The sequence below is a fragment of the Flavobacterium sp. genome (assembly GCF_036741995.1).
GTDB lineage: Bacteria > Bacteroidota > Bacteroidia > Flavobacteriales > Flavobacteriaceae > Flavobacterium.
The window spans coordinates 1-16072 of the sequence record NZ_DAINRG010000054.1; the positions used below are offsets into that span (position 1 = coordinate 1).

Below are 16072 nucleotides of genomic sequence, written 5' to 3' on the forward strand. Positions count from 1 at the left end.
ATCTTCCTGATAAGATGGAATACCATCAGCATCTTGATCGTTTCGTTGGATTTCATATAGTTTAAATGTAAAAACAAGTGGAGAATAGGCCGGAATACCTCCTGTAGAAGTTGAGTAATAAGCCAATCCGGAAGGAATAAACATTACACCGGCTCCAAAATTAAAATAGGAAAGCGTTCCATCAGGATTACCGGCATATGTCCCAGTTTTGAACTTTGGAAAAACTTCACCCCAACCTTTGATTACACCAGTCAAATTGAAAAAAGATTGTGGGTTTATTAATTCTTCAAACTGTTTGGAAACTACCACATTTTCTGTGCCTTCCACTCCTGTGTATATGTATTCACCACGGTAAGAGGTCAATACTTTATCCACATTACAAGGCGATTTACTATCCGGGCCTGAACCTTGTCTTAGCTGTAGATAATACAATTTATAAGTAATATCATTTTGTTCAACATAAAGGGTTTGAATCGGATACTGTGTTTGATTCCAAATGGATGGATGCGTATCGCCCGCTATAAGTTCTGTAAAAGTAACATCTTGATCATTGGTTTGACCCGGGTTATTTATCACAGTCATATAATGCGTTTGCATGAAAGTCTCTATATTGGATAAATCTTTTGTGTATTGTTCAGTGTAATCACGTAAAGGTTCAGTACTGCTGCCACTTTTGGAACAAGAAACTACAACTGTACATAAGGTAAAAAGCACAATCGATTTGAAAAAATTATTCATTTTTATTTGATTTTTAAGCCCGCAAGATACAATATTGATTTATTTTTGTAAACAATTTAACGTTGATTTTGGAAAAAAAATGAGAGTGGATAAATATTTATGGTGCGTTCGTTATTACAAAACCAGAAACATGGTTACCGAAGCCTGCCGGAAAAATCAAATCACGGTAAATGGCCAGGTAGCAAAGGCCTCTAGAGAGGTTTTTCCGAGTGATAAAGTTACCTTCAGGAAAGATCAAATCACTTATGAAATTACCGTTTTGGATGTACCGGCTAATCGGGTTGGCGCCAAATTGGTCGATATTTATCGAAAAGATGATACACCGCCGGAAACTTTTGCTCATTTGGAACTGCTAAAACTATCCAAAGAACATTACCGAAAAACCGGAACCGGAAGACCTACCAAAAAAGACCGAAGAGATATAGACGATTTTGGAACTGATTTTATTGAAGAAGAAAACTAACACAACAACACACTATTTATGCCACTAAATATCATTTTGAATCACCAACAGATTGAAAATAAAACTCGAAGAATTGCTTACCAAATCTATGAAACTTTTGCCGATGAAGAGGAAATCGTTTTAGCCGGAATTGCTGCTAACGGTTATGTTTTGGCCGAAAAAATAGCTGCCATTTTAAAAGAAATTGCTCCCTTAAAAATCACGCTTTGTGAAGTAAAAATCGACAAGCAAAATCCGTTTAATCCTATTACTACTTCTATCACTAAAGAAGTGTACCGCAACAAAGGGATTGTTTTGGTGGATGATGTCTTAAATTCGGGGACTACCCTGGTTTATGGTGTTAAACACTTTTTGGAAGTGCCTGTCAAAAAATTTAAAACGGCCGTTTTGGTAGACAGAAATCACAAAAAATTTCCGGTAAAAGCTGATTTCAAAGGCATTTCACTTTCAACTTCCTCTAAAGAGCACGTGCATGTAGTTTTTGAAACCGACAACAGTTACGCTTATTTAGTTTAAAAGCGCAAGAATATCTGTAACTATTTCCGTTGGATTTTTACCATCAATTTCCACTTTATGAGTCGCCTGTATGTAGAAATAGCTTCTATCAAAAAGGTTCTTAGCAATAAATTCCTTTAATTCTTCCTCAGAGTGGTTGGCTACTAGTGGCCTTTCGCTTTTTTCGTTTTTAAGCCTTTCAAAAATGGTTTCAATCGAAGCTTTCAGATAAATTGAGACTACCTGCTCACCGTTCAAAAGCAAATGATTATTGGCATAACAAGGAGTGCCGCCTCCAGTGCTAATGATAAGGGTTTTATCATTTTCAACTGTAGCTTTAAAAAGTTCATGCTCTAGCTTTCTGAAATAGATTTCACCGTGTTGCTCAAAAATTTCTTTAATGGATAATTGGGCTTTGGTTTCGATGAGTTTGTCTAAATCAACCCAGTCCCAATTTATTTTTTCGGCCAATAATTGGGCAATTGTGGTCTTCCCTACCCCCATATAACCTATCAAAATTATTTTCCGCATTACAATAAAACCTTATAAATTAAGCCGTTAACAGTCATTGTTAAAAAAAGGTAAATTTATAATAAAATTGCTTTGAAATATAAATAATAAGGCCTTATATTTGCACCCGCATTCAAGAAAAGAAAAAGACTCGATAGCTCAGTTGGTAGAGCACATCACTTTTAATGATGGGGTCCTGGGTTCGAGCCCCAGTCGGGTCACAAAAAGTCGAACAAATTTGTTTGGCTTTTTTTGTTTTTAGGCTACGTGGAGAAACTGGTAGACTTGCCATCTTGAGGGGGTGGTGTTCGAAAGGACGTGTGGGTTCGAATCCCATCGTAGTCACGAATAAATAAATACAGCTACTAAAAATACCAAGTTTGCTTGAGAATTTTAGTAGCTGTATTTATTTTCAAAGCGGAGCTTTGTGGGAACAACCAAGTTAATCCCATCGTAGTCACTTTTTAAGGAGTCAATTCAAGTTGAGTTGGCTCATTTTTATAAAATTTGTTCCCGAAAAACATCTTCATACTATTATTTTGTTAATTTTGTTTAACTAATTTAAGTAAAGTATGAACAACGTTAAGAGTGTTTTCAGCATTAAAGATTTAGAAAATCTAACCGGAATCAAAGCTCACACCATCCGAATCTGGGAAAAACGATATAATGTTTTGGAACCCATGCGAACGGAAACCAATATTCGTTTGTATGATTTGGAGAATCTTCAAAAGATTTTGAACATCACCTTACTGCATAATCACGGGTATAAAATTTCGAAAATCTCCCAATTATCCGAGGAAAGAATTCCTGAATTGGTCAACGAAATCATTTCCGATAAAAGTGTTAAACATCATGCCATAAGCTCGTTCAAAATGGCCATGATGAATTTTGACCAGACCTTGTTTCTGAAAACTTATAACAATCTGCTCTCTGAAAAATCGTTTAAAGAAGTTTTTTACGACATCTTCATTCCGTTAATTCAAGAAGTAGGCTACTTGTGGCAAACCAATACTATTTCGGTGGCACACGAGCATTTTATCAGTTATTTAATCAAGCAAAAATTATTAATCAATACAGAAAAACTACAGATTCAGGAACCTACCCGAACCGACAAGGTATTTGTACTCTATTTGCCCGATAATGAAATTCACGAATTGGGATTGATGTATTTAAATTACGAAATCCAACTGAATGGTTACAAGACTATTTACTTAGGGGAAACCGTACCAATAGAAAGCCTGAAAGATGTAAAACGGTATTTTGACAACATCGTTTTTATTTGCTATATGACTGTAGAACCCAACAAATCAGTCGTAAATGATTACATTAAACAAATTAAAAAAGAAGTCCTGGTTGATGACTCCAGGTTTTGGGTTATCGGACGAATGGTTGAAAACATTGATGCTAAACAAGCTACCGATAAGCTGGAAATCTTCACTTCAATGCTTGATTTAGTTAAAAAATTATAATTTTTCCCAAACAATAATTTATTGTTTAACTTTTTTGTACTTTTGTTAAACAATATGAAAAAGGAAATCAAAATAATTGGCTCCGGTTTTTCTTCCTTAGCAGCTGCTTGTTATCTCGCAAACCAAGGACATGATGTAACCGTATTTGAAAAAAACACCACTATTGGCGGTAGAGCCCGGCAATTGAAAAAAGACGGATTTACCTTTGACATTGGTCCCACTTGGTATTGGATGCCCGATGTGTTTGAACGCTTCTTTGCTGATTTTGGCAAAAAACCTTCCGACTATTACGAGCTCATCAAATTATCGCCTGCCTATCAGGTTTATTTTGGCATCAACGAGTTTGTAACGATAGCTGATAACCTTCCTGAAATCATTACCACCTTTGAAACTATAGAAAAAGGCAGCGGTAAAAAACTGGCAGCTTTTATGAAAGAAGCCCAAAGCAATTATGATATCGCCATCAAAGATTTGGTGTACCGTCCCGGAGTTTCGCCTTTAGAGTTGGTTACTTTGGAAACCGCTAAAAAAGTAACTCAGTTTTTCGGCAACATTTCCAAAGACATTCGCAAGCGATTTACCAACACCCAACTAATCCAAATTCTCGAATTTCCCGTACTTTTCTTAGGTGCGAAGCCATCTGATACGCCTTCGTTTTATAGTTTTATGAATTTTGCCGATTTTGGTTTAGGAACTTGGCATCCCAAAAATGGGATGTACAGTGTCATATTGGCTATGGAAAAATTGGCCATTGAACTTGGTGTGACTATAAAGGTCAATTCGAATATTGAAAAAATACTGGTGGAAAACGGAACAGCGAATGCGATAGTTGTTAATGGCGAAATTGTAAAAGGAGATGTCATTCTAAGCGGTGCCGATTACCATCATAGCGAAAGTTTATTGGACGAAAAATACAGAGCCTATTCTGAATTGTATTGGGAGAACCGAACTTTTGCGCCTTCCTCACTCCTGTTTTATGTTGGCTTTGACAAAAAAATTGCAAACGTTGAACATCATTCGTTGTTTTTTGATGTGAATTTTGAAGTACATGCGCAAGCCATTTATGACCTTCCTAAATGGCCGGAAGAACCTTTATTCTACGCCAGCTTCCCATCGAAAACAGACAGCAATGCTGCTCCTGACGGGAAAGAAGCCGGCATCTTTTTAATTCCGATTGCACCGGGATTGAAAGACACACCCGAATTGAGAAATTTGTATTTTGAAAAAATCATCACCCGATTTGAAAAGCTCACCCAACAATCGGTCAAAAATTCGATTATCTTTAAGGAATCCTTTTGTGTAAACGATTTCATCAAAGAATACAATTCGTATAAAGGGAATGCTTACGGGTTGGCCAACACCCTACTGCAAACCGCTTTTTTAAGACCCAAATTGAAAAGTAAAAAAGTAAACAACCTCTATTTTACCGGACAATTAACCGTTCCCGGACCCGGTGTCCCACCGGCCTTAATCTCCGGAAAACTGGTAGCGGAACTCATTCAAAAGAATCTCTAATTTTATTGTTTTATGAAATCAATTTTTGACACCGTATCGTTTGACTGCAGCAGAAATGTGACTAAATCGTATAGCACTTCCTTTTCGGCAGCCGTGAAAATGTTGGCTCCCAGTATTCGTCAGGACATATACAATATTTATGGATTTGTGCGTTTTGCTGACGAAATTGTAGACACTTTTCACGATTACGACAAGGAAAATTTATTTGAACTGTTTGAAAAAGACCTGGCCAATGCTTTGGAAAACAAAATCAGTTTGAATCCGATTCTGAATTCGTTTCAGCATACCGTCCACAAATACAACATCCCGCCAACGATGATTGCTGCTTTTATGAAAAGCATGCGATTGGATTTATATAAAAAAGACTATAATTCGTTTACCGAATACAATGACTATATTTATGGTTCCGCTGATGTGGTGGGATTAATGTGTCTGAAAGTATTTGTCAATGGCGATGACAAAAAGTTTGAGGAGTTGGAACAAGCCGCCATGCGGTTGGGCTCGGCTTTTCAAAAGGTAAATTTTCTGCGCGATTTGAAAACGGATTATGAAGACCTGAATCGCAGTTATTTTCCTAATACCGATTTATCGCGTTTGGATGAATGTTCCAAAAATGCGATCATCAAGGAAATTGAAGCCGATTTTGAAGCCGGTTTTCAAGGCATTCTAAAGTTACCTTTGGAAGCTAAGTTTGGCGTATATACGGCTTATGTTTATTACAAAAAGTTGTTGTCCAAATTAAAGAAAACACCTTCCCTGGAAATCAAAAACACAAGAATCCGTGTGCCCGATTATCAGAAATTTGGGCTTTTGGCCAAATGCTATGTTAACTATCGTTTGAATTTATTATAATGACTATGTATCTGAATATTTTTGTTTTCATCCTTACCTTTTGCCTCATGGAATTCATGGCTTGGTTCAGCCACAAATACATCATGCACGGTTTTTTATGGAACTTGCACGCCGATCACCACAAGAAAGACCACGATTCCTGGTTTGAACGCAACGATGCTTTTTTTATCTTTTATGCGGTAATCAGTATTGGTTTCTTTTTGCTTTGGCAAAATGATATCCTGGAAATTGGGTTGGCCATTGGCTTAGGAATCTTTGCTTATGGATTGGCATATTTCACGGTGCATGACATCTTTATCCACCAACGGTTTAAGTTGTTTCGAAATGCCAATAATCGCTATGCCAAAGCGGTCAGAAGAGCGCATAAAATGCACCACAAGCACTTGGGCAAAGAAGAAGGCGAATGCTTCGGGATGCTGGTCGTTCCGTTTAAGTATTTCAAAAAATAAAAAAGTCCCGATTGCCCGGGACTTTTCTTTTCAGTAACTAACCTTTAAAAACTACTGATTGTTTTCTAATCGTTTGATGATGGCTTCTTCGTCATTGGTTAACACGATAGCATTATTGTTTTTCCAAAACTGATAGGTGTGCTTGTTGCCATATTTGTATAACGATCTTTCTTTGTATTGGTTCTTCTTGTCAAAAGTGCTGATGTCGTTGGTGAAATTGGTAATTAACAAATCATTTTTAAATTCCAAAACATGATTGTAGCGACGCTTGTTTCTTAACTTAATCTTGACAGTAGAAATATAATTACTCATCAAATAATTGCCGTTGGTTTCTTTGTAATTTAGCTCTATTTTGTAATCTAATAACGTGATTTTGATAATGATGGCATTGAGTTCCGTGATATACTTTTTAAAATCGGGGTCCTGATAAATCGTAATATTACTAATCAAATTGGTTTTCGGATTGTAGGATATCGAACCTTTATAAAGGCTTTCTTCTACATCCTCTTTGGGCTGAAAATATAAAGTCATCACCTCAGTACCATCCTTAGCTGTTTTAGACTTTAATAGGAAATCATATTTCTCCAACTTGCTTTTCTTTGAAAACAACCAATCAAAAGAATTAAAGTTCTCAGCATAGGAAGGAATGCCACTTATTTTGGTCATATTATTGAAATCCAGTTCATCTTCTTCCTTTTCTTCCGGCAAAAATACGGCTCGGGCCTGCTTTACATTCAGTTGTGATTTGATATCCTTACCGCTTCTGGTAATCAGGTAGTCTAACTGCCCGTCTGAAAACTTTTTGTATTCGTCATTTATCTTAACAAATTCTCTGAAATAACTGTGCAGCAACAGGGGCTGATTGAACCTTGCTTTGGATGTTTTAACCAGTATGTCAATCAAGTCACCATAACTTTCTTTGCTTACTATAACCTCTTCCAAAGCTTCTGTCTGCGATTCCATATAAAAAGCATCGTCCGTTGGTTTCACGTCGGCAACCGCTATCTTATAAGGCTTGTAGCCCAAGTGGGAAAACATGATGGTATCCGTACTTTGAGGCACAGTCAACTCGAAAACGCCTTCGTCATTAGAAATGGTTCCGATGTTGGAATGTTTAGTCGAAATGGTAGCCGAGGAAATCACTTCCATCGAAGCAATGTCTTTCAACACTCCTTTCACAATAACACTTTGGGCTTGGATTGAAAATAGTGATAGCCATAGCAGACTACACAAAAAGATTTTTTTCTGGCGCATACTTTTTTAAGATGTTTTGGCGAATATAACTTATTTCAGCAAACCTTGTAAAGGCTTCAACTGTTCCATATTGACATTCGAGCTTTTCAAAATGGAAATCAAATTTATGATGTTATTCGGATTCATATCATTGCCCAGAATACGGACTACGGCAAAGCCGTTATCTTTCTTTTTGGCAAACAACACAAACTCATTAATATTATTTTCATCACCCACAAAGCTTACGGAAGCGGCATCTTTTCCGGAACCGACTTTCATCAATTCCTGGTACTGCTTGTCTTTGAGTATCTGAGTTACTTTTTGGCTCTCTGCAGCATACGCTGCCTGGTTGGTTTCATTCAATTTGAACGCCAGTATATTCATTTTGTCGAAAGACTGCAAAGCCGTTTTTTGTTCGGCAGTGAGTTTGGTTTTATCGGTATTCAAAATACTGGACGAAACATCCAAAGCGATAAAATCTTTCTTTTCAGAATGGTCTACAAAATACCTTTGAAGACTGGGCTCTCCGTTGCAACTCATCAGCAATAGCGAGGCCAAAAGTGCGGTTAATAAAGCAAGTTTCATAGGGATTATTTTTTACCTTTTGATGCTTTTTTCAAATCATCGCCACCAGGCAATTTCATTTTATCGGTTAGTACCGAAAGCTCATCTAAATCAAAGTTTCCGGTTAAGGACATTAAGACAGACTCCTCTTTTCCGCCACCTTCGATGAACATTAGTAACTCTTTGATTTGCGAATCAGTAGCGCCTGATTTCACATAAATCTTTACGTTTTTACCTTTGTCATTCACACGCATTAGTTCTTCAAGAGCTGCGGTTTTGATGTACTTATCAGAGGTCGCTTTCATCTCGTCTGATTTCTTGTCGCTGTTGGTTACAAATACTTTCAGGTTGTCTAATTTCTTAATCAAATTGACGTATTGTTGTGACTCTTTGTCTTCCACTTTCATTTTGCTCAAAAGGGTAAACATTTTTTTGTTGACAATAACTGTCGTAATGCCTTCCTGGTCTTCAAATTTATCGAATACCGTTTGCCCAAAGAACGTGGTTGTCGTTAACGTAACTACTAATAGTAAGATTATTTTTCTCATGATTTCTAGTGATTTTTTTATTTAAAAATTTTGTCTTTTGATTGTTCGTATTCCTTTAAATATTTCATACTTCCGATGCCTTTGTTTACGTGTTCCGAAATCATAGCCAACGCTTTTTGCGTTTCTCTAAAGGCTACTTCGGGATCATCAATAGTGCCTAAATCCTGGGATTTGGGTTGATTATACTGATTAAATGTAAACAAACTCACACCAAGCAACACTGCTACAGAAGCGGCAATCGATAACCAAAATACGTTAGTTCGTTTCTTAGATTGTAATGGAATCGCTGCAGTAAACTGTTCTTGTTTTGCCTGAACGGCATAGCCAAATAGCGGTTTGTAGTGTTCCAAATGCTGCGCAACATCGGGAGAAGCAAAATAGTTTTTCAACTCTTTTTCTTCGGCTATACTGGTTTCTGCCTCAAAGTATTTTTCTAGTAATAATTCTATTTTATCCAATGCCATAATGATGTGTTTTTATCATCGTTTCTCGTATCGTTTTTCGTGCTCTTGAAAGTGCCGTGCGTATGGCCGACTCATTCATTTCTAATATCTTCCCGATTTCCTCAAACTCCATTTCTTCAATGTCACGCATCTGAACAATCAGTTTTTGCTGTTCGGGCAGGTCGTTCATTATTTTTTCTACCCAGTTCCAAGTGTCTTTATCTTCTACTTTTTGCTGCAACCCGGCTTCCCTATCGGTGAAATTGTTGTGCACAATTCGCATGTTACCGGCGCGTTTCGATTTCAATTGGTCCAGACAATAATTCTTGGTCATCGTCATGGCCACGGCTTCGACACTTTTATACTCGTCCAAATTTTCATTCCTGTTCCACAACTTCACCAAAACTTCCTGAGTAGCGTCTTCGGCTTCTTCCGTGCTCACGAGTAATCGCTTTGCCATTCGGAAGACTTTATCCTTAAAAGGATTGACCATTTGCATAAACTCATTTTGGGTCATGGAAACTAATTTGGTTGTCGGTTATATAAGCAAGACGAAGCACAATTTTATTTGTTACAAACAAAATCAAATTATTACACTAAACTTAGTAAATTTACGGTTATTAAACTCAAATGCTGCTATGAAATCGAAGATTCACGAATACCAAAAAAACAGTTTTTTAACCATGAGTAATAAATATCTAATCTCCTCTCTACTCCTATTCCTACTTGCTATTCCGTTGGGTTGTTCTGATATGGATGACCATCCGGTTCCCGATAGTTTAGAAATCAAAGATTTTGTTTGGAAAGGCATGAACTTATATTATCTGTGGCAGGCCGATGTTCCGGATTTAGCCGATAATCGCTTTGCCAATCAAGGGGAACTGAATACGTTTTTGGAGCCTTTTGCCAGTCCGGCTGATTTGTTTAATCACCTTCGTACCGATGCTGTTACCGACAGATTCAGTGTGATTTTTAGTGATTACTCGGTGTTGGAAGGCGAGCTTTCGGGCAATACTTTGAATAACGGAATGGATTTTGGCTTAAAACATGTCAATGGCACTACTGATGTATTTGGTTGGGTACGGTATATTATTCCGAATTCTGATGCGGCTACCAAAGACATCCATCGCGGGGATGTTTTTTATGCGGTGAATGGCATTCCTTTGACCGATGACAATTTTCGAACACTCCTATTTAGCAACGACGAAACCTATACGGTCAATTTAGCGGATTATAGCAGCGACGTTAATGGTTTTGTGACCATAACCCCCAACGGACAATCCGTAACATTAACCAAAACCAATTTGGCCGAAAACCCAATTTTATTCAACACCGTTATCCATCAGGGGACACATAACATTGGCTATTTGATGTACAACGGCTTTTATGCCAATTATGACACCCAACTCAATGCGGCCTTTGGCAGTTTGCTTTCGCAAAATGTGACCGATTTGGTGTTGGATTTGCGTTACAATTCGGGCGGGTCTATTGCTACGGCTACCAAATTAGCCAGTATGATTACCGGGCAATTTAACGGGCAATTGTTTGCCAAACAACAATGGAATGCCAAAGCCCAATCGTATTTCGAGTCCAATAATCCGAGTTCGTTAGAAAACCGATTTGTGAGTGGGCTCAATAGTTTGAATCTGACCAAAGTGTATATTCTGACCACCAAAGGAACGGCTTCCGCCAGCGAATTGGTAGTGAATTGCCTGAAACCCTATATCAATGTGGTACAGATTGGCGATATCACCACCGGAAAAAATGTGGGTTCCATTACCTTGTATGACTCGCCTACTTTTGGCAAAAGCAATGTGAATCCGAATCACAAATATGCGATGCAGCCTATCGTATTGAAAATTGTAAACAAAAATAATTTTGGCGATTATACCGCCGGTATCCCACCCACCACTTTGCTGCCTGAGAAACTCAACAATTTGGGCATATTGGGGCAAACTGACGAGCCCTTGCTGAGTGCTGCAATTAATCAAATTACCGCCAGCGGCAAACAAGCCCCGCAAGTACCTAGCTATATCCAAAGAGACTTTACCGATGCTAAATTGCTAAATCCTTTGCGCAGCGAGATGTATCTGGAAAATAAATAACCTTGATTACCCCATAAAACCAAAAGTACTCTTAGGAGTACTTTTGGTTTTATGGATTTTAAAATGGATACTGACTGAATTTTAAACTCGCCCTGATGCACTTAAGCGCGGGTCCTGATGGGCTTTATAATTTACCACGGTAAATCACATATTTTACCGCGGTAAATTGACCAACTTACCGCGGTAATTTTATAACTTTGTCCTGAACCGTTAAATGATTCATCCCGAAAAAATATAAATATGGCCATTACCATCACCCCTATCGGCAAGACCAATCCGGCGCATCCCACAGCGCCTATGGTGTATTATCCTAAAGCGACTGCCACCGGCGAAGTGGATTTGGAAACTATTTCGGAAGAAATAGCACAAGCCACTTCCCTCACTCAGGCGGACTGTTATGCTGTAGTGATTAGCTTAGCCAAGGCATTAGCAACGCATTTAGAACAAGGGCAAATTGTGCGGTTGGAGCCTTTAGGCACTTTTCAAATCAGTGTCAAAGGCACCGGAAGCGAAACACCTGAAAAGGTGTCTAAGGACAATGTGACCAGTGCTTCCATACTGTTCAGACCGGGAAAGAAACTAAAAAAACTATTGGGTACTTTATCCTTTGTTCGAAAAAAGTAACTGGGTAATTCCTGATGTGCTTTTGATCACTCGTGTGGATCCGTTAAGAAAAGTTTTATATATTTGAAATAGCAACCATGACTACACCGGTAACCATCTTGCCCATAAGAGGGAAATGGTGTATATATAATAGTTAGCCACAATAAACAGAACAGTATGAGCGATATCACTAAAAAAGAAATTATAGTAAGTCCTGATTACTATTTTGCAGCACAAAAAAAAACACTTGAACATCGTGTTAACGAAGTCAAACTTACTAACGAAGAAGAAGAAGAAATTATCGCAAAAAAAACAACGAAGACAATTAGGGATAAAGCATTAGGTTTATTCAAAGTTGGAGAAATCATAAATACAGTTTTAAACTGGAACGAAGAAATAGACAATGATTTAAAAGAAGCTAAAAAAGAATACTTATTAGCTGCATATTTTGATAAAACTGATGAAACTGAAGCGTCAATTTCAATGTTAAAGCAACTGCTTACTAGTCCTCAAGGAAATACTATTTTTAATAAAATCCTACGCATTTTAGATAATACTCCGCCCGACATGGAATTAACTGAAAACTTAGCTAAGGTTTTAAAGCATATTGTTCAATCTGATTTCAATAGTCTATTTGACGATCACAAATTTGCATTAAACCAAATAGAAATGCTAACTCCACAAGCTTTAACGATACTTTCAGACTACAAAAATTGGCCACCATTTCCATTAGGGTCATTTACGGCTATGGGAGGAAAAATAACTTCTCCTTGGTTGCCAAATTTTATCGAAACCTATGCTACCTTGAAAGGGATAACCGACCCAAAATTGAAAATAAAGATTTCACACTCTATGGAAGATTTATTAAAAAATCGTTACATAGAAGTTAAACAAACAACCCAAAAAGGTATTGCTGGAGTATTCTTAAATGATATCGGAAAATTAATTTCGAATTACATTTGATTAAGTTACCCCCGCTATCGCGCGAATCTTTCGCGTGGGTAAATAAAATATAGTTAAGAAACTAAATAAATGAAGAAACTATGAAAAATTTACTCCTGATTTTATTATGCTTTATGTTTAGTAATATGTATTGTCAGCAAGCAAGCATTGTGCTGGCGGACGGTACCGAAAAAACCGGTGATTTTGTTTTTAGGTTTACCGGCATGGGCTCAAACCCCTTTATTAAAGATAAAAAAACCAAGGAAAAATACAAACCCGAAGATATCTTGAGCTTCAAAACCACCACAGCATATGGGGAAACAATCGTGTACTACGCTATTGACGTACAAGAGACTGTTGACGACAAAAAAACTACCAAAAGGCTGGGGTACATCCTATATGAAAACAACAAAGTAAAATTGTTTTCTGTCATCAATAACTATGTGGCCAATGAAACCTATATATTGAGAAAAAAAGACACTGTGGCTTTTAATATTGGCTACATATATGGTGCTGATGCACGTCCGTTTAGAAGGCGAATCCGGGAATATTTTACAGACTGTCCGGAGTTGGTTTCCAAAGTCGAGAAGAATGATTTCCACAACACGGATGCGATAAAAATGGCCCAATTTTATGATGAAAATTGCGGTAAATAAAAGTACTACCGCTAACTGCGGTTTGGCACAATGACTGGTTTAGTTTTTGGTAACCGGAAAGTACTTCGTTGAAGTTTTTATATATTTACACCTAATCATTAAAAAGCCGTGGCACGTTAACAGCAAGCTGTTGAACCACCAAAAACTATGACCGAAAATAATACAACCATTCGCTTTTATTTCCATCCCGTTATAATTTCTTTAGCACTGGTGTATCCCATTTTTGCGGCATTTATGACTTGGTTTTTAACTATTGGGGCAGCATCCATTTCCTTTTTTATTTTTATAGCAATCTACACGATTATAAACCTAGCAGTAACCATCAGGATAATCAAGTTATTTTTGTTTATGATTTCCGGAAAGCCTGCTTTAATCCTAACTAAAGATTCGCTCATTGATAATTACTCAAAAATCACGATTGACTGGAACGACATTTCCGGCATTGCTATGCGTGGCGGTAAATCCAATTACATTTCGATTAAACTTTATGAAAGCGAAAAATACATCCCCAAAATAACTAATCCGTTAACAAGGTGGACATACCGATTAAATTCGAAATTGTTTTTCGGAACTTTTACAATCGGAGTTGGTTTGATGAAAGGTAATAATTGGGAGATTTTAAAGACACTAAACAAATTTAAAATGGAAAACAAAGCGCCAGTGCCCGACAGCAAGCTCCATACCGTATAAAGACCATGAAAAGTATATTTGCGAGCCAAAATGAAATGCCAACAGAAGAGAGTCTGAAAACAGCCTTAGGCGATTCCTATGAAATCTGGAAAAACTTGGAGAAATTTGCTTTAGAAAAGTATCCAAACTTAAAAGCAGCATGGCATTTTTCCGGCGAAAAGTTTGGTTGGAGTTTCAGAATAAAAGACAGCAAAAGAGTAATACTATATTTGCTTCCAAGAGAGAACTTCTTCAAAACTGCCTTGGTATTCGGACAAAAAGCTACTGAAAAAATTCTGGAGAGTACTATTTCTGAAGAAATAAAAACGGAACTAAAAGCGGCAAAAGTGTACGCAGAAGGAAGAGGCATAAGAATTGAAGTGCGAGACAACACCCCCTTTTTAGACATACTGGAATTAATTAAAATTAAAGTCACGAATTAGGCCAGCTGCTTACAGCGGTATAGCTAGTTTAGCCTTCTTTGACCAAATGTACTAAGTTGAAAATTTGTCTATCTTTATTACTAATCAGTAACGTTTCCATTACTAGCGCTGAGCCGCGGCACATTAGTAGCAATATTTGCAACATCTCGCTAAAAAAAAACTAAATATGAAAAACATACTTTTTAAGGTAGCCTTTATTTTTTTAATTTCAATTTGCCTATACTCTTGTTGTAAAGAATTAAAGTTTGAAGAAAACGAAACTTACTGGGCAGATGCTTATGAAAAAGGGGATATAATAATATTTAAATCAGACTCATTAGAAAAAAACACGCGAATAAATCATACTGATAGTATTTTTATATTGAATAAAACTCATTACATTCCAACTGGAGATTGTAACCTAATGGTTTCAAATTATGATATAGAAGGTTTTGTAATTGATTATAATTATAGACATGGTTCTATTTTAAGTGAGCCAAATCTATTTGTTCAACATTATAAAGAAAAAGAAGGAGAGTCACTTCCCGTATTACGTGTTTATGATATGGAATTTAGTGGTAAAGAGTTAAAAGACACAACAGTTATATTAAATATTGGAAAAAAATTAAATGATTGCTATACTTTTCATAGCAGAGACGGGTATAAAGGATGGTCTAATTTTAAATTAAAAACTTTTGTATGGAGTAGAGAAATGGGATTAGTCGTTTTCATTGGTGAGAATGGAGAAAAATTTGAGTTTCTTAAAAAGATTAAAAAGAAAAAATAAATACTACCACTAACAGCGGCATAGCTAGTTTAGTCTTCTTTGACCAAATATACTAAGTTGAAAATTTGTCTATCTTTATCACTAATCAGTAACGTTACCCAGAATTTTTAAACAACCATGCAGGAAATACATATAGAATTTAATCCTCAAAAAATCCTTATACGAATGATCGCATCGTTGGTAATGTTGGCAGCAGGCATTTTGTTAGCCTTTGGCGACACTAGTGTTTTAAATCACATACCGAAACTCGGCGACCCCAACCTTAGAAAGTGTATCGGTTGGTTTACCATTGTATTGGTTTTTGCCATGATTGGCTTTCTTCTGAAATGTTTACTAAGCAAAAGAAGTGGTTTGATTATTGACAAAGTTGGTATAGAAGACAACTCCCAATTAATTTCAAAAGGTATCATTTTCTGGAATGAAATTGACACCATAGAAAAAACCCGCGTGGGGTTTTCTTTGCTGACAATACCAGCCATTAAAATAAACTATAAAGATTCAGAACAAAAGCCAAGTTATCTTTCTTCGTCTCTTTTAAAGATTAATGACGAGGAATTACAAAATAAAATTCAGTCCTATCTGGAAAAAACTACCGCTAACAGCGGTTTA

Annotated in this window: 21 protein-coding genes and 2 tRNA genes; 16 read left to right on the plus strand and 7 right to left on the minus strand. The window is 36.9% G+C overall.

Annotated elements, in window-relative coordinates:
• Positions 1–738, minus strand: a 738-nt coding sequence (locus V7D82_RS11875; protein ID WP_333601197.1) for an FKBP-type peptidyl-prolyl cis-trans isomerase, incomplete at its 3' end; no start/stop codon positions are given.
• Positions 739–817: 79 nt separating this feature from the next.
• Between V7D82_RS11875 and V7D82_RS11880 the strand changes: the two genes are divergently transcribed.
• Positions 818–1201, plus strand: a complete 384-nt coding sequence (locus V7D82_RS11880) for an RNA-binding S4 domain-containing protein (RefSeq protein ID WP_333601198.1) — start codon at positions 818–820, stop codon at positions 1199–1201.
• An 18-nt stretch (positions 1202–1219) separates the two neighbouring features.
• Entirely contained in the window at positions 1220–1717 is a 498-nt protein-coding gene (locus tag V7D82_RS11885) for a phosphoribosyltransferase family protein (protein WP_333601199.1), read from the plus strand.
• On the opposite strand, the gene V7D82_RS11890 is transcribed toward V7D82_RS11885, so the two are convergent.
• Entirely contained in the window at positions 1709–2227 is a 519-nt protein-coding gene (locus V7D82_RS11890; protein ID WP_333601200.1) for a shikimate kinase, read from the minus strand. The two genes, V7D82_RS11885 and V7D82_RS11890, sit on opposite strands and share 9 nt — an antisense overlap.
• Before the next feature lie 127 nt (positions 2228–2354).
• On the opposite strand from V7D82_RS11890, the gene V7D82_RS11895 reads away from it, so the two are divergent.
• From V7D82_RS11895 to V7D82_RS11920, 6 genes are all read left to right on the plus strand, one after another.
• A tRNA-Lys gene (locus V7D82_RS11895) sits at positions 2355–2427 on the plus strand.
• Positions 2428–2467: 40 nt separating this feature from the next.
• Positions 2468–2551: transfer RNA gene (locus V7D82_RS11900), tRNA-Leu, on the plus strand.
• A gap of 227 nt (positions 2552–2778) precedes the next feature.
• Positions 2779–3675: a MerR family transcriptional regulator gene (locus V7D82_RS11905; protein ID WP_333601201.1), complete on the plus strand. Its 897-nt coding sequence runs from the start codon at positions 2779–2781 to the stop codon at positions 3673–3675.
• A 54-nt stretch (positions 3676–3729) separates the two neighbouring features.
• Positions 3730–5190, plus strand: a complete 1461-nt coding sequence (locus V7D82_RS11910) for a phytoene desaturase family protein (RefSeq protein WP_333601202.1) — start codon at positions 3730–3732, stop codon at positions 5188–5190.
• Between the two features lie 12 nt (positions 5191–5202).
• Positions 5203–6042, plus strand: a complete 840-nt coding sequence (locus V7D82_RS11915) for a phytoene/squalene synthase family protein (RefSeq protein WP_333601203.1) — start codon at positions 5203–5205, stop codon at positions 6040–6042.
• Positions 6043–6047: 5 nt separating this feature from the next.
• Complete coding sequence (locus V7D82_RS11920; protein ID WP_442902390.1) at positions 6048–6491, plus strand: sterol desaturase family protein; 444 nt, start codon at positions 6048–6050, stop codon at positions 6489–6491.
• 51 nt (positions 6492–6542) lie between these two features.
• On the opposite strand, the gene V7D82_RS11925 is transcribed toward V7D82_RS11920, so the two are convergent.
• The 5 genes from V7D82_RS11925 to V7D82_RS11945 are packed head-to-tail and all read right to left on the minus strand — an operon-like array spanning position 6543 to position 9796.
• Complete coding sequence (locus tag V7D82_RS11925) at positions 6543–7745, minus strand: carboxypeptidase-like regulatory domain-containing protein (protein WP_333601205.1); 1203 nt, start codon at positions 7743–7745, stop codon at positions 6543–6545.
• A gap of 30 nt (positions 7746–7775) precedes the next feature.
• Entirely contained in the window at positions 7776–8309 is a 534-nt protein-coding gene (locus V7D82_RS11930) for a DUF4252 domain-containing protein (protein WP_333601206.1), read from the minus strand.
• Positions 8310–8314: 5 nt separating this feature from the next.
• Positions 8315–8836, minus strand: coding sequence for a DUF4252 domain-containing protein (locus tag V7D82_RS11935; protein ID WP_333601207.1), 522 nt, complete (start codon positions 8834–8836; stop codon positions 8315–8317).
• 17 nt (positions 8837–8853) lie between these two features.
• A complete protein-coding gene (locus V7D82_RS11940; RefSeq protein ID WP_333601208.1) occupies positions 8854–9300 on the minus strand; it encodes a hypothetical protein in 447 nt (148 codons plus the stop codon).
• Positions 9287–9796, minus strand: a complete 510-nt coding sequence (locus V7D82_RS11945; protein ID WP_333601209.1) for an RNA polymerase sigma factor — start codon at positions 9794–9796, stop codon at positions 9287–9289. Before V7D82_RS11945 ends, V7D82_RS11940 begins: the two co-directional genes overlap by 14 nt.
• Positions 9797–9917: 121 nt before the next feature.
• On the opposite strand from V7D82_RS11945, the gene V7D82_RS11950 reads away from it, so the two are divergent.
• From V7D82_RS11950 to V7D82_RS11985, 8 genes are all read left to right on the plus strand, one after another.
• Positions 9918–11384, plus strand: a complete 1467-nt coding sequence (locus tag V7D82_RS11950; protein WP_333601210.1) for a S41 family peptidase — start codon at positions 9918–9920, stop codon at positions 11382–11384.
• Positions 11385–11624: 240 nt separating this feature from the next.
• On the plus strand, positions 11625–12008 hold the full coding sequence (locus V7D82_RS11955; RefSeq protein ID WP_333601211.1) for an HU family DNA-binding protein: 384 nt from the start codon (positions 11625–11627) through the stop codon (positions 12006–12008).
• A 156-nt stretch (positions 12009–12164) separates the two neighbouring features.
• The gene (locus tag V7D82_RS11960) at positions 12165–12950 is read left to right on the plus strand and encodes a hypothetical protein (RefSeq protein WP_333601212.1); all 786 of its coding nucleotides are present in this window, start codon (positions 12165–12167) and stop codon (positions 12948–12950) included.
• 80 nt (positions 12951–13030) lie between these two features.
• Positions 13031–13585, plus strand: coding sequence for a hypothetical protein (locus V7D82_RS11965; protein ID WP_333601213.1), 555 nt, complete (start codon positions 13031–13033; stop codon positions 13583–13585).
• A gap of 147 nt (positions 13586–13732) precedes the next feature.
• Entirely contained in the window at positions 13733–14275 is a 543-nt protein-coding gene (locus tag V7D82_RS11970) for an STM3941 family protein (protein ID WP_333601214.1), read from the plus strand.
• 5 nt (positions 14276–14280) lie between these two features.
• Positions 14281–14697 (plus strand): DUF3788 domain-containing protein, encoded by a 417-nt coding sequence (locus V7D82_RS11975; protein ID WP_333601215.1) that lies wholly within the window; start codon positions 14281–14283, stop codon positions 14695–14697.
• A gap of 166 nt (positions 14698–14863) precedes the next feature.
• Positions 14864–15463, plus strand: coding sequence for a hypothetical protein (locus V7D82_RS11980; protein WP_333601216.1), 600 nt, complete (start codon positions 14864–14866; stop codon positions 15461–15463).
• A gap of 117 nt (positions 15464–15580) precedes the next feature.
• Positions 15581–16072, plus strand: a 492-nt coding sequence (locus tag V7D82_RS11985) for an STM3941 family protein (RefSeq protein WP_333601217.1), incomplete at its 3' end; no start/stop codon positions are given.